This is a genomic window from Rathayibacter sp. AY1E8, assembly GCF_002931415.1.
GTDB lineage: Bacteria > Actinomycetota > Actinomycetes > Actinomycetales > Microbacteriaceae > Rathayibacter.
This window is the reverse complement of sequence record NZ_PSVI01000053.1, coordinates 1-22,495: the sequence shown is the minus strand read 5'-3', so window position 1 is coordinate 22,495 and position 22,495 is coordinate 1. Positions and strand designations below refer to the sequence as shown.

Genomic DNA, 22,495 nt, shown 5'->3' with positions numbered 1-22,495 from the left:
CCTCACTCCCGCGCACCTCGCCCTGCTCGCGGTCGCCGGGGTCGACGCGCTCGACGTCCGCCCCACCCGAGAGGAGGCGACCGCATGTACGAAGGCATCGTCCAGGAGCTGATCGACGAGCTCGGCCGGCTCCCCGGCATCGGTCCGAAGTCCGCCCAGCGCATCGCGTTCCACATCCTGCAGACCGAGACGTTCGACGTCACCCGGCTCGCCGAGATCCTGCTCGAGCTGCGCGGCCGTGTGCACTTCTGCGACATCTGCGGGAACGTGGCGGAGGAGGCGACCTGCGGGATCTGCCGCGATCCGCGCCGCAGCCGCGCCGTCATCTGCGTCGTGGAGGAGGCGAAGGACGTCCCGGCGATCGAGCGCACCCGCGAGTTCCGCGGGCTCTACCACGTGCTCGGCGGCGCGATCAGCCCGATCGACGGCATCGGCCCGGATCAGCTCCGCATCCGCCAGCTGCTGCAGCGGCTCGCGGACGGCGAGGTGCAGGAGGTCATCATCGCGACCGACCCGAACCTCGAGGGCGAGGCGACGGCGACCTACCTCTCGCGCATGCTCAGCACCCTCGGCATCCGCATCACCCGCCTGGCCTCCGGGCTGCCCGTCGGCGGAGACCTCGAGTACGCCGACGAGATCACCCTCGGCCGCGCCTTCGAGGGCCGCCGGCTCGTCGAGAACTGACGCGGCCGCCGGAGTCGCATGACCGCTCCGGCATGCGGTCGACCGGTAGACTCGCCCGTCGGGTCGCGACGGCGGTCCAGCCACCGACACGGGAGCAGCACGTGAGCCTGATCGTCCAGAAGTTCGGCGGGTCCTCCGTCGCCGACGCGGAGAGCATCAAGCGGGTCGCGAAGCGGATCGTCGCCACCAAGCAGGCGGGCAACGACGTGGTCGTCGCCGTCTCGGCCATGGGCGACACCACCGACGACCTGCTCGAACTCGCCCACCAGGTCACGCCCATCCCCGCCCCTCGCGAGCTCGACATGCTGCTCTCCTCGGGCGAGCGCATCTCGATGGCGCTGCTGGCGATGGCGATCAAGAGCATGGGCTTCGAGGCCCGCTCCTTCACCGGCAGCCAGGCCGGCATGATCACGGACGCGCAGCACGGCGCCGCCCGCATCGTCGACATCACCCCGGTCCGCCTCCGCGAGGCGCTCGACGAGAACGCCGTCGTCATCGTCGCGGGCTTCCAGGGCTTCAACCGCGACACGAAGGACATCACCACCCTCGGCCGCGGCGGCTCGGACACCACCGCCGTCGCGCTCGCCGCGGGACTCGGCGCCGACACCTGCGAGATCTACACCGACGTCGACGGCGTCTTCACCGCCGACCCGCGGGTCGTCAAGAAGGCACGCAAGCTCGACCGCATCACCAGCGAGGAGATGCTCGAGCTGGCCGCCGCGGGAGCGAAGGTGCTGCACATCCGCGCCGTCGAGTTCGCCCGCCGCCACGGAGTCACGCTCCACGTGCGCTCCTCCTTCAGCCCCAACGAGGGCACCATCGTCTACAACGCCGAGACCGCCGGCGCCGAGCAGAACGGACAAGCCGTGGAAGAGCCCATCATCGCCGGAGTCGCCGCCGACCTGAACGAGGCGAAGATCACCGTCGTCGGAGTCCCCGACATCCCGGGCAAGGCCGCGCAGATCTTCACGATCGTGGCCAAGACCGGCTCCAACATCGACATGATCGTGCAGAACGTGTCGGCTGCGGCCACCGCCCGCACCGACATCTCGTTCACCCTGCCCAAGGCCGACGGCCAGACGGTCCTCATGGCTCTCAACGCCGAGAAGGACGAGGTCGGCTTCGAGTCCCTGCAGTACGACGACCAGATCGCCAAGCTCGCGCTCGTGGGCGCCGGGATGCGCACCAACGCCGGCGTCTCCGCGAAGCTGTTCCGCTCCCTCTACGAGGCCGGGATCAACATCGAGATGATCTCCACGAGCGAGATCCGCATCTCGGTCGTCACCCGCGCCGACACCGTGAACGAGGCTCTGCGCGTCGTGCACACCGCCTTCGGGCTCGACGCCGAGGACGAGGCCGTCGTCTACGCCGGCACCGGCCGCTGACGGCCGGACACCCTCGCGATCCGGCCGTTCCTCCCGAGCGGCCGGACCGACCGGTACCCTCTCCCTCGATCCCCCCGCCACGAGCGGCCCGCGCGCCGCACGGACGAAAGAGCACAGCATGAGCAGCACCCCCCTCCACGTGGGCGTCGTCGGCGCGACCGGCCAGGTCGGGAAGGTGATGCGCCGCCTCCTCGAGGAGCGCGACTTCCCGATCGCGTCCATCCGCTTCTTCGCCACCGCCCGCTCGGCGGGCACGACGCTGCCGTTCCGCGGCGAGGACGTCGTGGTCGAGGACGTGGAGACCGCCGATCCGTCGGGGCTCGACATCGCCCTGTTCTCGGCCGGAGCCACGGGATCGCGCGCGCAGGCGCCCCGCTTCGCCGCGGCCGGCGTCACCGTGATCGACAACTCCAGCGCCTGGCGGATGGACCCCGAGGTCCCGCTGGTCGTCAGCGAGGTGAACCCCCACGCCATCGACCAGGCGGTCAAGGGCATCATCGCCAACCCCAACTGCACCACGATGGCCGCGATGCCGATCCTCAAGGTCCTCGACCGCGAGGCGGGGCTCACGCGCCTGATCGTCAGCACCTACCAGGCCGTGTCCGGCAGCGGACTGGCCGGAGCGAACGAGCTGGCCGGCCAGGTCCGCGCCGCCGTCGCCGACGAGCACCTGCTCGACCTGGTGCACGACGGCTCGGCGGTCGACTTCCCCGCGCCGGACAAGTACGTCGCCCCGATCGCCTTCGACGTCATCCCCTTCGCGGGGAGCCTGGTCGAGGACGGCTCGAACGAGACCGACGAGGAGAAGAAGCTCCGCAACGAGAGCCGCCGCATCCTCGAGCTCCCGGAGCTGCTGGTCTCGGGCACCTGCGTGCGCGTCCCCGTGTTCACCGGCCACTCGCTCTCCGTCAACGCCGAGTTCGCCTCCGCCCTCAGCCCCGAGCGTGCTCGCGAGCTGCTGGCCGACGCGCCCGGCGTCGTGCTGCGCGAGGTGCCGACTCCGCTGGAGGCCGCGGGCAAGGACCCGAGCTTCGTCGGCCGCATCCGCGCCGACGAGGGCGCCCCGGAGGGACGCGGCCTCGCGCTCTTCATCAGCAACGACAACCTCCGCAAGGGCGCGGCCCTGAACGCCGTGCAGATCGCCGAGCTCATCGCGGCGAAGCAGCCCGTCTCCTGACCGGCGTAGACGGGGCCGGCGCCGAGCGCTCCGGCCCCCTCCGGGTGGAAAAGCCGCGAATTTGATGGGGGAGCGGGTCCCCTCCCGGCCGCGGCGTCCGCGGGCGAGCGTAAACTCGACTCTCGTGAACTCCTCGGAACCGGTCGACGTCGCCCTCATCGGTGGGGGCATCATGAGCGCCACGCTCGGCGCACTCATCACCCAGCTGCAGCCCGACTGGACGATCGCCGCCTATGAGCGCCTCGGCGACGTGGCGCAGGAGTCGTCGAACCCGTGGAACAACGCGGGCACCGGTCACGCGGCCCTCTGCGAGCTGAACTACATGCCCGAGGCGGCCGACGGCTCCGTCGACCCGGCCAAGGCGATCCAGATCAACGAGCAGTTCCAGATCTCGCGCCAGTTCTGGTCGAGCCTGGTGGAGTCCGGCGACATCCGCGAGCCCTCCAGCTTCATCAACCCGGCGCCGCACATGACCTTCGTGCACGGCGAGGCCAACGTCGAGTACCTCCGGAAGCGCTACGAGGCGCTCAAGGACCAGCCGCTGTTCGCCGGCATCGAGTTCACCGAGAGCGTCAAGACCATCCACGAGTGGGCGCCCCTGCTGATGGAGCAGCGTCCCGCCGGCGGCGGCCCCTACGCGGCGACGCGCATGCCGGCCGGCACCGACGTCGACTTCGGCTCGCTGACCCACCAGCTGTTCGACCACGTCGTCGCCCACGGCGGCACGCTCGACACCGGCCGCGAGGTCACCGACATCACCCGGCAGAAGGACGGCACCTGGCGCCTCGACCTCAAGCAGGTCGTCGGAGGCACGCCCCAGTCGGTGACCGCCCGCTTCGTCTTCGTCGGCGCCGGCGGCGGTGCGTTGCACCTCCTGCAGAAGTCGGGCATCCCCGAGATCAAGGGCTTCGGAGGCTTCCCGATCTCGGGGCAGTTCCTCCGCACCGACAACCCCGAGCTGGTCGCCCGGCACAAGGCGAAGGTCTACGGCAAGGCCGCCGTCGGCGCGCCCCCGATGTCGGTGCCGCACCTCGATGCGCGCGTCGTCGACGGCGAGTCGTCCCTCCTCTTCGGCCCCTACGCGGGCTTCACGCCCAAGTTCCTGAAGCGGGGCTCGTGGCTCGACCTGCCCCTGTCGATCCGGCCGCACAACATCGGCCCGATGCTCGCGGTCGCCCGCGACAACCTCGACCTGATGAAGTACCTGATCGGCGAGGTGCTCGCCGGCCGTGGCAAGAAGATGAAGGCCCTGCGCGAGTTCCTGCCCACCGCCCGCGACGAGGACTGGTACCTGATCACCGCCGGCCAGCGCGTCCAGGTGATGAAGAAGGACGAGAAGAAGGGCGGCGTGCTGCAGTTCGGCACCGAGGTCATCACCGGAGGGGACGGCACGATCGCCGGCCTGCTCGGCGCCTCGCCCGGAGCCTCGACCGCCGTGCCGATCATGCTCGACATCGTGCAGAAGTGCTTCCCCGACCGGATGAAGGCCTGGGAGCCGCGGATCCGCGCGCTGGTGCCGAGCTACGGCTCGACCCTCAACGACGCGCCCGAGAAGGCCGAGCAGACGGTCACCGCGACCGCCGAGACGCTGGAGCTGTCCGCCTCGGTCTGATCGGCTGCGATCCGTTCGAACCTATGTTCTAATGGCTCCATGAGGTGGAGCGGGCAGTCGATCGGCACGGCCGACGAGGCCGCCCTGCCCGGCCTCGTCAAGCTCACCGACCTGGTGCGGACGGTGCGCACGCCGGAGTTCGAGGGCGTCACCTTCTACGAGGTGCTCGCGAAGTCGGCGCTCAACCGCGTGCACACCTCCTCGAAGATGCCGTTCGGCTGGAGCATCAACCCGATGCGCGGCTGCACCCACGCCTGCACCTACTGCTTCGCCCGGCCCACGCACGAGTACCTCGAGTTCGACGGCGGCCGCGACTTCGACTCGCAGATCGTCGTGAAGGTGAACGTCGCCGAGGTCCTCACCCGGGAGCTCGCGAAGCCGAGCTGGGAGCGGCACCCCGTGGCACTCGGCACCAACACCGATCCGTACCAGCGCGCCGAGGGCCGCTACCGGCTGATGCCGGGCATCATCGCCGCGCTCGCCGCCTCGGGCACCCCGATCTCGATCCTCACGAAGGGCTCGCTGCTGCGGCGAGACCTGCCGCTGCTCCGCGAGGCCGCCGAGCACGTCCCGGTCGACCTCGGAGTGTCGATCGCCGTCTACGACGAGGGCCTCCAGCGCTCCGTCGAGCCGGGTGCGCCGACCGCGGCGGCCAGGCTGGCGACGGTCACCGCGGCACGGGAGGCCGGCTTCGACTGCTCGGTGTTCCTGATGCCGATCCTGCCGTTCCTCACCGACACCCGGGCGCACCTCGACGAGTCGCTCCAAGCCTGCCGCGAGGCGGGCGCCAGCACGATCATGTACTCGACCCTCTACCTCAAGCCCGGGGTGAAGGAGTGGTTCCTGCAGTGGCTCGGGCAGGAGCACCCCGAGCTGGTCGACAAGTACCGAGCGCTCTACCCGGGCCGCGACGCCTACGCGCCTCTCGAGTACCGGCGCTGGCTCTCCGCGCGCATCCGCCCGCTGATGCGCGCGCACGGGCTCGAGCGCGGCGAGGAGGACCCGGCCACCGGCTCCGTCAAGTCCTCCGCCCTGAATTCGCTGGGGACGCTGCGGACCCTCGGCGGCGAGCGGCGCTCCCTCCAGCACGACGGGCTGCTGGTCGGGGAGCTCGGGCCGGAGCGCGCCGCGATCCTGCCCGGCGTCGGGCAGCCGACGCTGTTCTGAGCCGGGGGCGGGCCCGGCCGCGGCTAGGATCGTCCGCATGGTCACCCGCTCCGGTGAGCCCTCGGGCTCCTCCGCCCGGAGCGCCCGCGACGCGCCACCCCGTGCGGTCCGGCTCGGCCTGCTCGACCCGCGCGAGGACCTGCTCGCGGCGACGAGCGCGTGGATCCGCACCCACGCCCCGGACTTCGAGGTCGTCGTGGCCGCCTCCACCTGGCACGACCTGGTGACGAGCGATGTCTTCCCCACCCAGGTGGTCGTGATGGACGTCGAGCTGCGCGAGCCGATCTCGATCGAGGCGCGGATCCGGACCTGCCGGGCGGCGGGAGCCGCGGTCGTGGCGCTCTCCGCGAGCGAGGACGACGAGGTCCGCGAGCGCGCCCTGAAGGCCGGAGCCGTGCGGCACCTGGCGAAGTCGCGCCCGCTCGCTGAGGTGATGGAGCAGACCCGCGCCGCTCTCGAGATGCGCTCGGCCGACGTCTCGTCCGCGCAGTGGCGGCCCCTGCCGTCCGGAGTCGCGGCGCAGCAGCGCCCACGGCTCAGCGCCGGCGAGCTGGAGGCGCTGCGCCTCTACGCGTCCGGATCGAGCACCCCCGAGGTCGCCGCCAAGATGAACGTGCAGTTCGAGACCGCGAAGACCTACCTGCAGCGAGTGCGCCGCAAGTACGTCGCGGTCGGCAGGCCCGCGAGCCGCCGGGCCGACCTGATCCGCCGCGCCGGCGAGGACGGGTTCCTCCCGTGACCGGCCCCTGCTCACCCCGGGGGCCCCGCCCCCGGACCCGCCCCGAGGAGACCTGATGGCCAAGCTGTACTTCCGCTACGGAGCGATGAACAGCGGGAAGAGCACGTCGCTCCTGCAGGCCGCGCACAACTACGAGGAGCGCGGGCACCGGGTGCTGCTGGCCAAGCCGGCCGTCGACACGAAGGGCGAGGAGCTGATCGTGTCGCGGCTCGGCGTGACCCGTCCGGTGGACATCCTGTTCGAACCCGACGGGGACCCGGTGGCCGTCTTCACCGCCGCCCGGGCCCGCGTGCTGGCCGAGTCGAAGCGCGACGTGAGTGCTCTGCTCGTCGACGAGGCGCAGTTCCTGCCGGAGTCGCACGTCGACGATCTGCTCCGGATCGCCATCCTCGAGAACGTGCCCGTCCTGGCGTACGGCATCCGCACGGACTTCCGCACCGCCGCGTTCCCGGGAAGCAGGCGGCTCCTGGAGATCGCCCACAGCCTCGAGGAGCTGAAGACGATCTGCCGGTGCGGGCGCAAAGCGATCTTCAACGGGCGCGTCGTGGACGGCCGCTTCGTGTTCGACGGCGATCAGGTCGCGATCGACGGAACGGCGGTCACCTACGAGTCGCTGTGCGGCGCGTGCTACCTCCAGGAGAGCCGCGGCCGGCTCCGCGGGTGACCGGTCGAGCGTTCCTCACCGGCGCGACACCCCTCCGAAACGAGGAAGTGGGTAGCCTGACGACGTGACAACACCGGAAACGGAATTACGCCTTTCGAAGCAGCAGGAAAGGTCGGGGGAAACGATGACGGCGCAAGGGGCACCGCTGAGGCGTCGGCCGTCGTGGGAGCAGGACTACCGGCGACGGCTGCTCATCACGGACGTCGTCGCGATCGTCCTCTCCGTCTTCGGCACGCAGCTCTTCTGGTTCGACCTGAACCTGAACTCGGACCTGGGGTTTAAGAACCCCGCCGACATCGCGGTCAGCTACACCTGGGTGTCCGTCGCCCTGTCGGTCGGCTGGCTCCTCGCCCTCCAGGTCTTCGACACGCGCGACCGCCGGATCGTCGGCACCGGCTACGTCGAGTACCGCCGCGTCGTCGACGCCTCCATCTGGCTCTTCGGCATCGTCGCGATCATCGCCTACCTGCTCCAGATCCTGCTCGCGCGCGGCTACATCATCACGGCGTTCCCCGCCGGGATCGTGCTGATCTGCGTCGGCCGCCTGGTCTGGCGCTCCTGGCTCACCCGGCAGCGCCGGGCGGGCCGCTTCTCGAGCCAGGTCGTGCTCCTCGGCTCCCGCGCGAGCGTCCTGCACACCGCACGCGAGTTGCGCCGCGGCACCGAGGCCGGCTACAAGCTCGTCGGCGCCGTCTCGACCTCGGTCGGCGGTGCGGACGCGCTGCGGAGCGAGCAGGAGCTCTCGGGCCTCGCGGTCCACGGGTTCACCGGGATCGACGGCGTCCGCGCCGTGATGGACGCCACTGGCGCCGACACGGTGGTCGTCACGAGCTCCGACGAGCTGGCGCCGCAGCGGATCCGCGAGCTGAGCTGGACGCTCGAGCCCGGGCGCGAGCACCTCGTCGTGGCGCCGAGCCTCACCGACATCGGCGGTCCGCGCATCCACACCCGCCCCGTCGCGGGCCTTCCGCTGATCCACGTCGAGACCCCGCGCTTCGACGGCCGCCAGCGGTTCGCCAAGCGCCTCTTCGACATCCTCGCGTCGACCATGCTGATCATCCTCAGCGCGCCGGTGCTCGTCGTCGTCGCCGTGCTGGTCAAGGTCACCAGCCCCGGGCCCGTGCTCTTCCGGCAGGAGCGCATCGGTCTGAACGGCGCGACCTTCGAGATGCTGAAGTTCCGCTCGATGGTCGTCGACGCGGAGGCGCGACTGGCGGCTCTCGCGTCGCAGCAGCGTGCGGAGGGGAACTCGATCCTCTTCAAGATGGCGAAGGACCCGCGCGTCACCCGGGTGGGCGCGATCCTCCGGCGCTTCAGCCTCGACGAGCTGCCCCAGTTCCTGAACGTCTTCCGCGGCGACATGTCCCTGATCGGCCCCCGCCCGCCGCTGGCCCGCGAGGTCGAGCAGTACGAGGAGCACGTGCACCGCCGCTTCCTGATGAAGCCGGGCATCACCGGGCTCTGGCAGGTCAGCGGACGCTCGAACCTCTCGTGGGAGGACACCGTCCGCCTCGACCTGTACTACGTCGAGAACTGGTCGATGACCGGCGACATCGTCATCCTCTTCAAGACCGCGCGCGCCGTCCTCGCCCGCGACGGGGCGTACTGATCGCCGGGGGGAGGGGCGCCGAGCCCCGCACCCTGTCCGTCTCGGTCCTCGAGACCCCGTTCCGCGTGGTCTTCGGACGCGGCGTCGGCGACGAGGACGCGGCGCGGATCGCCGACAGCTGGGCCGCCTGCGCGTCCGAGCCCGACGCGGGAGCACGCGACGTCCTCGCCGAGGTGGGGCACGATCCCTCCGTCCCGGTCGACGGCTCGCCCCGGGTCTCGAGCGCCACGCTCGCGCAGCTCGAGGAGTCCCTGACCTCGACCCTGACCCTCGAGGCGATCGGCGCCCGGCGCGCCGACCTGCTGATGCTCCACGCCTGCGGGATCTCCGACGAGTCCGGCCGCGTGCTGGCCTTCGTCGCCGCCTCCGGGACCGGCAAGACCACCATCGCCCGGACGCTCGGGTCCCGCTTCGGCTACGTCACCGACGAGACGGTCGGCGTGACCCCGGAGGGGCGCGTCCTGCCCTATCCCAAGCCGCTGTCGGTGAAGCCGCTGACCGGATCGGCGCCGAAGGCGCAGCTGGCCCCCGGGTCGCTCGCCCTCCGACCGGTCCCGGAGGCGCCCCTGCGTCTGGCGGGCGTCCTCCTGCTCGAGCGCCGCGACGGCGTCGGGACGCCCTTCCTCGAGCACGTCGACCCGGTCGACGCGATCGAGGATCTGGTGCCGCAGACCTCGTACCTCTCGGCCCGACCGCGGCCGATCGCCGATCTCGTCCGCACCCTCTCGGCGCTGGGCGGCGTCCGGCGACTGGTCTACTCCGAGGCCGCGAGCGTGGTGCACCTGGTCGAGGAGGTCTTCGCGTCCCTCGGCGCCGAGGCCCCGTCCGCCTGGTCCGACGTGGTCTCCGTGCAGCTCGACCCTGTGGGCGAGGCCCTGCCCGGCACCGTCCTGCGCACCCCTGCGGACGACGCGGTGGAGCTCGCCGACGGCCAGCTGCTCGTGTTCTGCGGCGGCACCCTCGTGCGCCTGTCCGGCATCGGCCCGACGATCTGGCGCCACGCCGGCCGGGGCTCCGATCTGCCCGGTCTCGTCGCCGCGGTGCTCGAGGAGGCGGGCCCGCCGCCCGCCGGCGTCGATGCGGAGGCGGTCGTCGAGTCGGCGGTCGTCGAGCTCGAGGGCCTCGGAGTGATCACGAGAGGGACTCCGCCGGAGCCCACCCCCGACAGGTGGCACGGTTGACGCGCCTGGCGCCGAGGGCGCGGAAGCGCTGTGTCAGAATTCGGAAGAACCCGTCGCCGGCGCCCGCCGCGTGATCCGTACCAGCGAAGGAAATCTGACTCTGTGGAACTTCGAGACGTCCTCCGGCTGCTGCGCGACCACTGGATCCCGATCGTCGCGGCGATCCTCCTCGGCACTCTCGTCGCCTTCGGCTGGTCGCTGACGCAGAAGCCGCGGTACGTCGCCGACTCGCAGGGCCTGGTCTCCGTCGCCACCACCGGTGCCGACGACAGCCAGGCGATCTACACGCAGCAGATCGCGCAGTCCGTCGCCAAGTCGAGCCTCGCCACGTACGTCCCGATCGCCACCTCGCGCGACGTGGCGCAGATCGCGATCGACAGCCTCGGCCTCGACGTCTCGCCCGCCACGCTGATCTCGGCGATCACGGTGCAGGCCGACACGGTCGCCCCGGTGATGAAAGTCAGCGCCACCGCCTCCACCCCCGAGGGCGCGCAGAAGCTCGCCGACGCCTGGGTCGCGGCCATCGCCACCAAGGTGCAGCAGGTCAACCAGGAGACGGGCGTCGGCGACACGGTCTCCCTCACCGTTCTGCAGGCCGCGGCGCTCCCGTCCTCGCCGGCGTTCCCGAACCTGCGCCTCGTCCTCGCGGTCGGCGCGCTCGCGGGCCTCGTCCTCGGTCTCGTCTACGCGTTCGTCCGCAACACGCTGGACCGGCGCATCCGCACCGCCGAGATGGTCGAGCGCCTGTTCGACCTCCCCGTGGTCGGCACCCTCCCCGTCGACAAGCGCCTCAGCGAGACCAACCGCATCGTCCCCGAGGCCGACACGACCGACTACATCAAGGCCGACGGCAAGCACGCACTCGCCGAGGCGCTGCGCGAGCTCCGCACGAACCTGCAGTTCATGAACATCGACAGCCCGCCGCGCATCATCGTCGTGACGAGCCCGCTGCCCTCGGACGGCAAGTCGACGGTGACCGCGAACCTCGCGGTGACGCTTGCCGCCTCCGGCCAGCGGACCGTCGTCGTCGATGGCGACCTCCGCAAGCCCACCGTCGCCAAGTCGTTCGGCCTCGTTCCCGGCGTCGGCCTGACCGACCTGCTGATCGGCAAGGCGGAACTGCAGGACGTCCTGCAGCCGTGGGGCCCGTCCGGCAACCTCTGGGTGCTCGGAGCCGGGTCGATCCCGCCGAACCCGTCCGAGCTGCTCGGCTCCAACGGCATGGACATCCTCCTGCACGAGATCGCTCGCGAGGCCATCGTGATCGTCGATGCGCCGCCGCTCCTGCCCGTCACGGACGGCGCCATCCTCACCGCCCGCACCGACGGCGCGCTCGTGGTCATCTCCGCGGGCAGGACGACGACCGACGAGCTGGGCAAGGCGATCCAGAACATCGAGCGGGTCAGCGGCCACACCCTCGGCGTGATCCTCAACCGCGTGCCCGCGCGCGGCCAGGTCGGCCGGGGCTACGGCTACTACTACACGAGCTACTACGGCTCCGAGCGATCGGGTGCCCGCCCGGACACGGCCGTCGAGCCCGAGCCCGCGTCGACCTCGGCCTGAGCGCCCCGCGATGATCTTCCCGGGAGACGACTCCGCCCGCCCCGCCCGCCGGAGCTGGCGACCGGACGAACCGGTCGCCGCCTCCGCCGCCCCCGTCTTCACCGTGCTCTCGGTCTGCACCGGCAACATCTGCCGGTCGCCGATGGCGGAGCAGCTGCTGCGCGCCGCACTCGCCGACGCGACATCACCCGCGGGAGGTCCGCTCTTCGCGTTCACGAGCGCCGGAGTGAGGACGCGCGACGGACTGCCGATGGACCCGGTCTCGGCCCGCTTCTCGGCTCAGCACGGGGGAGACCCGGCCGCGCACACGAGCGCGGTGCTCGGCGACGCGATCGTCGGCGACGCCGACCTCCTGCTCACGATGACGCGCGACCACCTGGTCGACGCCTCCCGGCGCTTCCCGTCGCTCCTCCTCCGCGGCTTCACGCTGCTCGAGTTCGCCCGCGTGCTGCCGTTCGTGCTGCGGGAGGTGCCGCTGCCGACGGTCGAGGACCCCGCCGCGCGGCTCCGCGCCGTCGTGCGGCTCGCCGCCGCCCACCGCGGGCGCGCCCCGCGGGGCGAGGGCGGCGACGACATCGAGGACCCGATCGGCCGCAGCGAGGCCGTGCACGAGCGCGTGGCGGCGCAGATCGCGGCGGCTGTCGCCGACGTCTCCCGCGATCTGAGAGCATTGGCGCGGCGGTAGTCGCGCGTCCGCGGGCGCGCTGACGCCTCGCCGCATCGCATCGCTCCTCCTCACCGTCGCGACCGCGACACGAACCCGCCACGATTCGGAGAACCCCTGTGAAGCTTTCTGTCATCGGCTGCGGCTACCTCGGTGCCGTCCACGCTGCCGCCATGGCCGAGCTCGGCCACGACGTCATCGGCATCGACGTCGACCAGAAGAAGATCGACGCCCTGGCCGCCGGCACCGCGCCGTTCTTCGAGCCCGGCCTCCCGGAGCTGCTGTCCTCCGGCGTCGCCTCCGGGCGCCTGCGCTTCTCGACCGACATGGCCGACGCCGCCGGTGCGGCCGTGCACTTCGTCGCCGTCGGCACCCCGCAGAAGCCGGGCGAGAACGCCGCGGACATGACCTACGTCGACTCGGCGATCGACGGTCTCCTGCCCTACCTCGAGGCGGACTCCCTCGTCGTCGGCAAGTCGACCGTCCCCGTCGGCACCGCCGCCCGCCTGGCCGACCGCATCGCCTCCTCCGGTGCGACCCTCGCCTGGAACCCCGAGTTCCTCCGCGAGGGCTTCGCGGTCAAGGACACGATCAGCCCCGACCGGCTCGTCTACGGCGTGCCCGCGGGCGAGGCCGGAGCAGCGGCGAAGGCGACCCTCGACGAGGTCTACGCAACGGCGCTCGCGGCCGAGACCCCGCTCGTGGTCACCGACTACGCCACCGCCGAGCTGGTGAAGGTCTCGGCCAACGCCTTCCTCGCGACCAAGATCTCGTTCATCAACGCGATCGCCGAGATCGCGGAGGTCACCGGCGCGGACGTCACGCAGCTCGCCGACGCGATCGGCTACGACGTGCGGATCGGCCGCCGCTTCCTGAACGCGGGCATCGGCTTCGGAGGCGGCTGCCTCCCGAAGGACATCCGCGCCTTCTCTGCCCGCGCCGACGAGCTCGGCGTCGGCGAGTCCGTCGCCTTCCTCAAAGAGGTCGACGCGATCAACCTGCGTCGCCGTCAGCGCGTCGTCGACCTCGTCACCGAGGGCCTGGGCGGCTCCGTCGAGGGCCGCCGCATCGCGGTGCTCGGTCTGGCGTTCAAGCCGGAGTCGGACGACATCCGCGACTCGCCGTCGCTCGACGTCGCCGCTCGCCTGCACGACCTCGGTGCGACCGTGGTCGCGACCGACCCCGAGGCGATCGAGAACTCGCGCCGCCGCTACCCCGAGATCACCTACACGACCGACGTCGACGAGGCGCTGGCCGGTGCCGACGCCGTGGTCGTCGTGACGGAGTGGAAGCAGTTCCGCGCCCTCGACCCCGCGGCCACGGCGGCGAAGGTGGCCAACACCTTCCTCGTCGACGGTCGCAACTGCCTCGACCCCGCCGCCTGGCGTGCTGCCGGCTGGGAGTACCGCGGCCTCGGCCGCTGACGCGGCGGAGCCGTCGTCTCAGCGGACGCGGCTCGGCTGATCCGCCACCACGCCGGAGGTGCCGCGGAGGGGGATGTGCGCGAAGGCGTCGTCCCACTCCGCCGCCCTCCGGCGTCGTCGTGCGCGGACGACCATCCGGAGCAGGACGCCGGCGACCGCGCCGAGAAGCGCGCCGGAGGTGTTCATCACGACGTCGTCGACGGTCGCGAAGCGCGCCGAGAGGAAGAGCAGCTGGCCCGCCTCGATCAGCGAGCTCACGACGGCGCCGACGGCCACAGCGACCCACGCCCTCCGGAGCCGCAGGTTGAGGGCCAGGAGCAGCCCCAGGGGCACGAACAGGGCGATGTTGGCGGTCGACTCGATGAACGCGTAGTCGACCATCGGGAGGCCGTGCCGGGCGAACCAGGAGGTCACTCGGCCGAGATCCCCCCGCACTCCCGCATCGACGGGCGTCGGCCAGAAGGCGATCGCTGCGAGCGCGACCACGTAGGGCACGCCGATGGCGAGGGTGAGGCGGGTGAGCGACCGGGTCACGGTGCTCCTCTCGTCGGTCGTCGGGCGGGGGCGGCGACGACGGCGGAAGAACAGTCTCGCTCCCGGCTGCTGGGATCGGGCCGGGAGGCGCGGGGGAGTGGGCTGGAGGCACGCCCGTGCGCAGGACGCTCGGGACGCCGACAGGGGTGCTCGAGCCGGAGAGCGCGGGGCGGTGATCGCGCCGGCTCCGTCGTCGACCAGGCTCCGGCCCGGGCGAGCATCCGCCTGCGGGCGAGCCCCGCCACAGCAGAATTCCGAGAACGCGCCGGGAACGACGAAGCCCGGCCGGATCATCGATCCTGGCCGGGCTTCTCACCGGTCGGGGTAGCGGGATTCGAACCCACGACCTCCTCGTCCCGAACGAGGCGCGCTACCAAGCTGCGCCACACCCCGGTGTGCTCATCACGGAGAACCGCTCACGAGCCTCGACAATAGTAGCCGATTTCCGGACCGCCGTCGGACACCCCTCGTCAGGCCGCCGGAGTGAGCGTGACGAGGGTCACCTCGGGCCGGCAGGCGAAGCGCACCGGTGCGTAGATCGAGGTGCCGACTCCGGCGGACACGTTGAGGTACGAGCTGCGCAGTCCGTTGTCCCACGTCGTCGAGCCGGCGACCTTGTCGCGCGGGATGTCGCAGTTGGTGACGAGGGCGCCGAAGCCCGGGACGCAGACCTGCCCGCCGTGCGTGTGCCCGGCGAGGATCACCTCGGCGCCGCGGGCGACGAAGTCGTCGAGGATGCGCTGGTAGGGCGCGTGCGCCACGCCGATGCTGACCCCGGCCGGTCCGTCCTCCGCGCCGCGCAGCTCGTCCACGGCTCCGGCGACGAGGTCGATGCGGTCGAGGCCGATGTGCGGGTCGTCGACGCCGAAGAACTCGATGCGCGTCCCCTTCACCGTGATGCTCTCGGCGCGGTTGTTGAGGTCCACCCACCCGAGCCCGTCCGAGAAGAAGCCGGTCAGCCCGTCGGTGTCGAGATCGGCCTCGTGCTGCTTGGGGTTCTTGGAGGGGCCGACGAAGTAGCGGAGCGGGTTCTTGATCCGAGGGCCGAAGTAGTCGTTGGATCCGTTGACGAAGGCGCCGGGGATCCCGGCGAAGGGCTCCAGGGCCCGGCGGATGCCGAGCACGCCGTCGCGGTGGCCGAGGTTGTCGCCGGTGTCGACCACGACGTCGGGCGCCAGGGCGAGGAGCGAGCGGATCCACTCCTGCTTCTTCGTCTGCCACGGGGCCATGTGCAGGTCCGACACGTGCAGGACGCGGATCGGCTCGGAACCGGCGGGCAGCACCGGGAACGACGTGCGCCGGACGGTGAACAGCGTCCGCTCGACGCCGATGCCCCAGGCCGCGGCGACGGCTCCGGCCGCGGCGACGGTCGCGAGGGCGGTGGTGAGGGGGCGACGGGTGCGTCCGGTCATGGGTCCTTCTCTCGCACGTCGGCCGCGAGCGCGGCCGCGTTCATTCTGCCGGACGCTCCCTCGGGAGCAGCCGGGGGTGCAGGGGCTCAGCCCGCGCGGGGCGGGGCGCCCGGTCCGGCGCTGATCTGCAGGGTGATCTCCGCGCCCCGGGAGACGCGCGACCCGGCGGGCGGGTTCGTCTGCGCGACCGTCCCTGCCGGGCGGTCGGAGGGGACCGGAGAAGTGTCGACGCGGACCGTGAAGCCGACGGAGCGCAGGCGTGCGGCCGCCGCAGAGGGGCTCTGGCCGGTGACCTGGGGCACGGCCTCCTGCGGAGCGTCGAGGAGCGAGCGGACGGGAGCCGGGAACGCCGTCCCACCGTACTTCGCGTCGGCGACGCGCATGATGCGCGGCCAGATCTGGTGGCGCACCTGACCGGCGTTCACCCGGTTGAGACTGAATCCGCGCATGGAGGTGAAGCCGGTCACGTTGCCGACCCAGGTGGCGGTGGCGACCTCGGTGCTCGCGCCGACCATCCACGTGTGCAGCGCGTCGTCCGTGGTGCCGGTCTTGCCGATGTGCGGCACCCCGGTGCGGGGGTTGGAGGGGGCGCCGGTGCCGCCCGTCACCACTTGCTGCAGGGCGTAGCCGGCGGTCGCGGCAACCTCCTCGGACATCCCCTGGCTGCACTCGGAGGCGGGCGGCGCGACGTCCGCGCCCGTGCGGTCGACGATCCGGTCGATCGCGATGGGCGTGCAGACGGTGCCCTTGTTCGCGAAGCCGGCGAAGGCCGTGGCCATCGTGAGCGGAGCGATCTCGTTGGTGCCGAGGATGGTCGGCGCGAGCTTCTGCAGCTCGGTCCCGTCGGCACGGTGCACGCCCATCGCCAGCGCCGTGTTGCGGATGCCGCAGAGGTCCAGCTGCTGGGCCATGGCGGCGAACGAGGTGTTGATCGAGCCGGTCGTGGCCTGCAGGGCCGTGGTCACTCCTCCGTTGCCGCCCTCGTCGTTCCCGGGGTTCCAGGACTCGCCGTAGTAGACGCCGTCGGGCTCGCAGCTGTCACGGAAGGTCGTGTAGGCGCGGCGGGTGCCGTCGACGCTCTCGCCGAGCGAGTGCCCCTCCTGCAGCCACTCCGCGAGGGTGAACACCTTGTAGGTCGAGCCGACCTGGAATCCCGAGGAGCCGCCGTACCCGAAGTCGGTGTTGTAGTTGACGCTCGTGTAGTTGGGGCCCGTCAGGTCCGGATCGTTGGAGTAGTCCTTGTTCTGGGTCATCGCGAGGATGCGGCCGGTGCCGACCTCGACCGAGACGCTCGCGCTGCCGATGTTCACGTTCGCCATCGACTTGGGCACCCAGTCGTCGGTGGCCGAGACGGCGGCCTGCTGCAGGTCGGAGTCGAGGGTCGTGTAGATCCGGTAGCCGCCGCGCTTGAACGTGGCGTCGCGCTCGTCCTGGCTCGCACCGAACGCGTCGTCGTTCTTGATGACCCAGGTGACGTAGTCGCAGAAGAAGGCCGCGACTCCGGCCGTCTGGCAGCCGGTGCTCGGCTCGGTGATGTTCGGCGTCACGGGCTCGGCGACGGCCGCTTGCGCCTGCTCGGACGTCACCTTCGACTCGAGGTCCATGCGGGTCACGATGTAGTCGCGCCGGTCCCGGGTCTGCGGGTAGCCCTCCGCGGCGGGGTTCGCCGGGTCGCCGGGCCGGTCGAACCGGAACTTCTCGGGGTTGTTCACGATCGCGACGAGCGCGGCGGACTGCGCGAGCGAGAGGTCCTTCGCGCTCACTCCGAAGTAGTAGCGGGCGGCCGCCTCGACGCCGTAGACGGTGCCGCCGAACAGGGCGATGTTGAGGTAGCCCAGCAGGATGTCGTTCTTCGGGTACTCCTTCTCGAGCCCGATGGCGAGCCGCATCTCGGCGACCTTGCGCTCCGGAGTGGTCTCCGTGGCCTCGCGGTAGGCCGCGTCGCGCTCGATCGGATCGCTGAGCGCCTCCGCCTTCTGCACGAGCACGTTCTTGACGTACTGCTGCGTGATGGAGGAGCCGCCCTGGACGTCCCCGCCCATGGCCGTCGTCGCAGCCGCGCGGACGGTGCCGAGCAGATCGATGCCGCCGTGCTCGTAGAAGCGGGGGTCCTCGGAGGCGACCACGGCGTCCTTCACGAACGGCGAGATCTCGTCCCAGCCCACCTCGACGCGGTTCTGGGCGTAGAAGGAGGCGAGCAGCACGTCGCCGCCGGAGGAGTCCTTCGCGTACACGTCGCTCTTCTCGGCGAGCGTGCCGATCTCGAGGTACTCGGGGAGGTTGTCGAACATCTCCACCGTGTTGCCGGCGGCCATGCCGCTCAGCGCGATCGCTGGCGTCACCGAGGCGGCCACCAGGACTCCCGCGACGACGCTCATGGCGACGATGCCGATCAGACCGCCGACGGCGCCCCCGATGGTCTTCACGACTCTGGTCCCGCCCTGCCCCGACATAGAATCAGCGTAGTCGCCGCGCTCGGACGAGCCGCGGCGCTCATCCCGCCGACGCGCGGCGCTCAGCAGTCGTCCCGCACCGGCCGCACCCGAGGAGAGCCATGTCCGTCCCGCGCTGGGAGTACATCACCACCCCGCTGATGATCCACAACACCACGGCGATCCTGAACACCTGGGGATCCGAGGGCTGGGAGCTGGTCCAGATCGTGACCGGTCCCGAGGGCGGCCTCGTCGCGTACCTCAAGCGCCCCGTCGCCGAGGCCGGCGCGTGATCGCCGAGCGCCTCGCGGAGCTCGGCGTCGAGCTGCCCGCGGTCGCGGTCCCCGCCGGCGCCTACGTCCCCGCCGTCGTGCACGGCGGCCTCGTCTACACGGCGGGGCAGATCCCCTTCGTCGACGGCGCTCTGCCGCTGGTCGGCAAGGTCGGCGACGAGGTGTCGCCCGAGCAGGCGAAGGACCTGGCCCGCACCTGCGCCCTCAACGCGCTCGCGGCCGTCGCCGACGCGATCGGATCGCTCGACCGGGTGACGCGGATCGTGAAGCTCACCGGCTTCGTCGCGTCCGCCTCCGGCTTCACCGGGCAGCCCGGCGTGATCAACGGCGCCTCGGAGCTGCTCGGCGACGTGTTCGGCGAGCCCGGCCGTCACGCGCGCTCGGCCGTCGGAGTGGCGGAGCTGCCCCTCGGCGCTCCCGTCGAGGTCGAGCTGATCGTCGCCTTCGACTGACGCACCGCCCCCTCCGGCCCACGCGGCGGGAGGGGGCGGCGCCCGGTCAGTCCGCGGCGATCGCGGAGGAGATCACCGCCATCACCTGCGTGTCCGCGAGCGTCGTCGTGTCGCCCACGGCGCGTCCCTCCGCCACGTCGCGCAGCAGCCGGCGCATGATCTTCCCCGAGCGGGTCTTGGGCAGCTCCTGCACCACGAAGATCCGCTTCGGGCGGGCGATCGCGCCGATGTGCTCGGCGACGTGCGCCTTCAGGGTGGCCTCGAGCTCGTCGTGTCCGTGGGCCAGCGCCTCGGCCTGACTCGCCTTCGCGATCACGAACGCGACCACGGCCTGGCCGGTGGTCTCGTCCGCGGCTCCCACGACGGCCGCCTCGGCGACGACCGGGTGCGAGACGAGGGCCGACTCGATCTCGGCCGTCGAGAGGCGGTGGCCGGAGACGTTCATCACGTCGTCCACGCGCCCCAGGAGCCAGAGGTCGCCGTCCTGGTCGCGACGCGCTCCGTCGCCCGCGAAGTAGCGGTCGCCGAACTTCGACCAGTAGGTCTCGACGTAGCGCTCCGGGTCGCCCCAGATGCCGCGCAGCATCGCCGGCCAGGGCTCGGTGATCACGAGCAGTCCGCCCTCGTCGGCGCCGACCGGCGTCCCGGAGTCGTCGACCACGTCGATCGAGATGCCCGGCAGAGCGACCTGCGCGGACCCGGGCTTGAGCGTCGTGACGCCGGGCAGAGGGGACACCATCATCGCGCCGGTCTCGGTCTGCCACCACGTGTCGACGATGGGGGTGCGGCCGCCGCCGATGACGTCGCGGTACCAGACCCACGCCTCCGGGTTGATCGGCTCGCCGACCGATCCGAGCAGGCGCAGGCTCGAGAGGTCGAAGCGATGCGGGATCTGTCGGCCGAGCTTCATGAAGGAGCGGATCGCCGTGGGAGCCGCGTAGAGGATCGTCACGCCGTGCTTCTCGACGATCTCCCACCAGCGGCCGGGATGCGGGCTGTCGGGAGTGCCCTCGTACATCACCTGGGTGGCGCCGTTGGCGAGCGGGCCGTAGACGACGTAGCTGTGCCCGGTGATCCAGCCCACGTCCGCGGTCGACCAGTAGACGTCCGACTCGGGGTGCAGGTCGAAGACCGCGCGGTGCGTGAAGGCGACCTGGGTGAGGTATCCGCCGCTGGTGTGCAGGATGCCCTTGGGCTTCCCGGTCGTGCCGCTCGTGTAGAGGATGAAGAGGGGCTGCTCGGCGGGGAACGGCTTCGCGACGTGGTCGGCGTCGACCGCCACGATCTCCTCGTGCCACCAGAGGTCGCGCCCCTCGTGCCAGGCGACCTCGTTGCCTCCGCGGCGCACGACCAGGACGTGATGGACGCTGGACTCGCCGCCGAGGGCGAGCGCGGCGTCGACCGCCGGCTTCAGGGGCGAGACGGCGCCCTTGCGCCAGCCGCCGTCGGCGGTGATGACGAGTGTCGCCTCCGCGTCGTCGATGCGCGCGCGCAGGCTCTCGGCGCTGAAGCCGCCGAAGACGACGGAGTGGACCGCCCCCAGCCGGGCGACGGCCAGCATCGCGATGACCGCCTCCGGGATCATGGGCAGGTAGATCGCGACGCGGTCGCCGGCGCGGACGCCGAGGCTCGTGAGCAGGTTCGCGGCGCGCTTCACCTCGGCGGTGAGCTCGGCGTAGGTGATCGAGCGGGAGTCGCCGGGCTCGCCCTCCCAGTGCAGGGCGACGCGGTCGCCGTGGCCGGCCAGGACGTGGCGGTCGAGGCAGTTGTAGGCCACGTTCAGCTCACCGTCGTCGAACCACTTCGCGAACGGGGGCTCGCTCCAGTCGAGGGTGCGCGTGAACGGTCGGTGCCAGTGCAGGAGCTCTCGGCTCCGGTCGGCCCAGAAGGCGAGGCGGTCGGCCGCGGCCTCGTCGTAGAGCGCGGCGGTCGCGACCGCTCCGGCGGCGAGATCGGCCGGCGGCGGGAACCGGCGGGTCTCGTGGAGGAGGTTGTCGATGGCGTTCCGGTCGGCGGCCGGGGCGTCGGGGGGAGTGGACATCTGCGATTCGCTCCTTCGCGAGTGAGACGTTCGCCGGCCCGCGCGGTCGGCGTCGCACCACCGTAGCGCCCGCCTCCAGCGCGGATCGCCGAGCGCCGCAAGCTGGGTGCGGGGCGGGTGTCGGATAAGAGTCCGCAGAGAACAGGATCCGGGCTTGGCGAATCGCGATCCGTCCCCTACAGTTGCATACGGCCGAATGAACTTCGGCCCAGCGGCGCAAGTGATTCCCCCCAATCCAGCGCCGCCGAGGCGGCACCTGTTCCCCCCAATGGGTGCCGCCCCCTTCTTCCCGCCGGATCCGGCGGAGGGACGCCCCCGCTCGAGCCCTGCTCGCGGGGGCGTTTCCGCGTTGCCGGGACGTCTCCTCGTCGACTGGGCTTCTCTGCGCCGTGGGGCCCCTCCTCGGAGCGGCTCCCTGCCGAGAGCCCCGGGCCGCCCCTGCGCGCGCGTCCGGCCCGGGTCGTTCCTCCACAGGCGCCGACGCGGGCGTCTCTCCTCCGATCGGGCAGGGAGCGCCCCGGCGCGCGGAACGGGCTCCTAGCGTGCCGGGATGACCCGCGACTTCGTCCCCCTCGTCCCCGTCGAGCACCGCCGCGACCCGCTGCCGGTGCGGCCCGCCGCCGCCGGTCTCGGGCTGCTCGCGCCGCACGCCGCGGACCCCGCGGTGACCGACCTGTTCGTGAACGGCGGCGCGGGCCTCTGGATCGACCGGGGCGGTGGTGCGGAGCGGGTTCCGGAGTGGACGCTCGACGCCGCCGGAGCACGGCGGCTGGCCGTCGCGCTGGTCGCGGCCGGTGGACGGCACGTCGACGAGGCGAGCCCGTGCGTGGACGTCAGGCTCCGCCACGGGGTCCGCGTGCACGTCGTGCTGCCGCCGGTGGCGACCGGTGGAGCGCTCGTGTCGGTGCGGGTGCCGCGGTCGGACTCCTGGACGCTCGGGGAGCTGCAGGCGGCCGGGATGCTGGACGACGACGGAGTGCGGCTTCTGCGCCGGGCGGTCCGCGAGCGGTGGAACCTGTTGATCACGGGAGCCGGTGGATCAGGCAAGACCACCCTGCTCGGCGCCCTGCTCGGGTGCGCGGCGCCGACCGAGCGGATCGTCGCCATCGAGGACGTCGGCGAGCTCCGGCCGGCGCACCCGCACGTCGTCTCGCTCGAGGCGCGGCAGCCCAACCTCGAGGGCGCCGGTGCCGTGGGCCTGGACCGGCTCGTGCGGGAGGCGCTGCGGATGCGTCCGGACCGCCTGGTCCTCGGCGAGTGCCGCGGCGTCGAGCTGCGCGAGCTGCTGTCCGCGCTGAACACCGGGCACGACGGCGGTGCGGGGACCCTCCACGCGAACTCCCTCGAGGACGTGCCCGCGCGTCTCGAGGCGCTCGGGAGCGACCCGTCCTCGACCCTCAGGCGGCCGGCCGCGTCGAGCGCGAACGTCCCGAATGCCGCCAGCCGCCGCCGCCCATCGCGG

At 71.9% G+C, this 22,495-nt stretch carries 19 protein-coding genes and 1 tRNA gene; 15 read left to right on the top strand and 5 right to left on the bottom strand.

What is annotated here, in order from left to right:
* Positions 1 to 84 precede the first annotated feature (84 nt).
* The 12 genes from recR to C5C74_RS13800 all read left to right on the top strand — a co-directional run bounded on the left by recR (position 85) and on the right by C5C74_RS13800 (position 13,869).
* Entirely contained in the window at positions 85 to 684 is a 600-nt protein-coding gene (gene recR / locus C5C74_RS13855; RefSeq protein WP_104222157.1) for a recombination mediator RecR, read from the top strand.
* A gap of 101 nt (positions 685 to 785) precedes the next feature.
* Positions 786 to 2,069 carry an aspartate kinase gene (locus C5C74_RS13850; RefSeq protein ID WP_104222160.1) on the top strand — a complete coding sequence of 428 codons (1,284 nt, stop codon included), beginning with the start codon at positions 786 to 788 and terminating at the stop codon, positions 2,067 to 2,069.
* A 118-nt stretch (positions 2,070 to 2,187) separates the two neighbouring features.
* Positions 2,188 to 3,246 carry an aspartate-semialdehyde dehydrogenase gene (locus tag C5C74_RS13845; RefSeq protein WP_104227259.1) on the top strand — a complete coding sequence of 353 codons (1,059 nt, stop codon included), beginning with the start codon at positions 2,188 to 2,190 and terminating at the stop codon, positions 3,244 to 3,246.
* Positions 3,247 to 3,310: 64 nt separating this feature from the next.
* Complete coding sequence (locus C5C74_RS13840; RefSeq protein WP_104260362.1) at positions 3,311 to 4,858, top strand: malate:quinone oxidoreductase; 1,548 nt, start codon at positions 3,311 to 3,313, stop codon at positions 4,856 to 4,858.
* A gap of 39 nt (positions 4,859 to 4,897) precedes the next feature.
* Positions 4,898 to 6,025: an Rv2578c family radical SAM protein gene (locus tag C5C74_RS13835; RefSeq protein ID WP_104247319.1), complete on the top strand. Its 1,128-nt coding sequence runs from the start codon at positions 4,898 to 4,900 to the stop codon at positions 6,023 to 6,025.
* Between the two features lie 37 nt (positions 6,026 to 6,062).
* Positions 6,063 to 6,764: a LuxR C-terminal-related transcriptional regulator gene (locus tag C5C74_RS13830; protein ID WP_146076549.1), complete on the top strand. Its 702-nt coding sequence runs from the start codon at positions 6,063 to 6,065 to the stop codon at positions 6,762 to 6,764.
* 55 nt (positions 6,765 to 6,819) lie between these two features.
* The gene (locus C5C74_RS13825) at positions 6,820 to 7,428 is read left to right on the top strand and encodes a thymidine kinase (protein WP_104227256.1); all 609 of its coding nucleotides are present in this window, start codon (positions 6,820 to 6,822) and stop codon (positions 7,426 to 7,428) included.
* Positions 7,429 to 7,552: 124 nt separating this feature from the next.
* Complete coding sequence (locus C5C74_RS13820; protein WP_104222171.1) at positions 7,553 to 9,037, top strand: sugar transferase; 1,485 nt, start codon at positions 7,553 to 7,555, stop codon at positions 9,035 to 9,037.
* 65 nt (positions 9,038 to 9,102) lie between these two features.
* Complete coding sequence (locus tag C5C74_RS13815; RefSeq protein ID WP_104227255.1) at positions 9,103 to 10,218, top strand: hypothetical protein; 1,116 nt, start codon at positions 9,103 to 9,105, stop codon at positions 10,216 to 10,218.
* A gap of 102 nt (positions 10,219 to 10,320) precedes the next feature.
* Positions 10,321 to 11,781 carry a polysaccharide biosynthesis tyrosine autokinase gene (locus C5C74_RS13810; RefSeq protein WP_181027156.1) on the top strand — a complete coding sequence of 487 codons (1,461 nt, stop codon included), beginning with the start codon at positions 10,321 to 10,323 and terminating at the stop codon, positions 11,779 to 11,781.
* 10 nt (positions 11,782 to 11,791) lie between these two features.
* Entirely contained in the window at positions 11,792 to 12,466 is a 675-nt protein-coding gene (locus tag C5C74_RS13805) for a low molecular weight phosphatase family protein (RefSeq protein ID WP_104227254.1), read from the top strand.
* Between the two features lie 98 nt (positions 12,467 to 12,564).
* Positions 12,565 to 13,869, top strand: a complete 1,305-nt coding sequence (locus C5C74_RS13800; protein ID WP_104222179.1) for a UDP-glucose/GDP-mannose dehydrogenase family protein — start codon at positions 12,565 to 12,567, stop codon at positions 13,867 to 13,869.
* Between the two features lie 18 nt (positions 13,870 to 13,887).
* Here the strand turns inward: C5C74_RS13800 and C5C74_RS17900 are convergent, their stop codons facing one another.
* The 4 genes from C5C74_RS17900 to C5C74_RS13780 form a co-directional block, all read right to left on the bottom strand.
* Positions 13,888 to 14,403, bottom strand: coding sequence for a VanZ family protein (locus tag C5C74_RS17900; protein ID WP_244229599.1), 516 nt, complete (start codon positions 14,401 to 14,403; stop codon positions 13,888 to 13,890).
* A gap of 319 nt (positions 14,404 to 14,722) precedes the next feature.
* A tRNA-Pro gene (locus tag C5C74_RS13790) sits at positions 14,723 to 14,796 on the bottom strand.
* Positions 14,797 to 14,873: 77 nt separating this feature from the next.
* A complete protein-coding gene (locus tag C5C74_RS13785) occupies positions 14,874 to 15,815 on the bottom strand; it encodes a metallophosphoesterase (RefSeq protein ID WP_104222183.1) in 942 nt (313 codons plus the stop codon).
* Positions 15,816 to 15,901: 86 nt separating this feature from the next.
* Complete coding sequence (locus tag C5C74_RS13780) at positions 15,902 to 18,268, bottom strand: transglycosylase domain-containing protein (RefSeq protein WP_104268854.1); 2,367 nt, start codon at positions 18,266 to 18,268, stop codon at positions 15,902 to 15,904.
* A gap of 101 nt (positions 18,269 to 18,369) precedes the next feature.
* Here C5C74_RS13780 and C5C74_RS17535 point away from each other — a divergent pair, with 101 nt between their 5' ends.
* Both C5C74_RS17535 and C5C74_RS13775 read left to right on the top strand, forming a co-directional pair.
* Positions 18,370 to 18,540 carry a hypothetical protein gene (locus C5C74_RS17535; RefSeq protein WP_164861113.1) on the top strand — a complete coding sequence of 57 codons (171 nt, stop codon included), beginning with the start codon at positions 18,370 to 18,372 and terminating at the stop codon, positions 18,538 to 18,540.
* Complete coding sequence (locus C5C74_RS13775) at positions 18,537 to 18,992, top strand: RidA family protein (RefSeq protein WP_219813481.1); 456 nt, start codon at positions 18,537 to 18,539, stop codon at positions 18,990 to 18,992. The genes C5C74_RS17535 and C5C74_RS13775 overlap by 4 nt, the downstream gene beginning before the upstream one ends.
* 46 nt (positions 18,993 to 19,038) lie before the next feature.
* Here C5C74_RS13775 and acs read toward each other — a convergent pair whose 3' ends face one another.
* Positions 19,039 to 21,033 carry an acetate--CoA ligase gene (acs, locus tag C5C74_RS13770; RefSeq protein WP_104351736.1) on the bottom strand — a complete coding sequence of 665 codons (1,995 nt, stop codon included), beginning with the start codon at positions 21,031 to 21,033 and terminating at the stop codon, positions 19,039 to 19,041.
* A gap of 550 nt (positions 21,034 to 21,583) precedes the next feature.
* Between acs and C5C74_RS13765 the strand changes: the two genes are divergently transcribed.
* Positions 21,584 to 22,495: CpaF family protein (locus C5C74_RS13765; RefSeq protein WP_104351735.1), on the top strand; the 912-nt coding region annotated here is incomplete at its 3' end.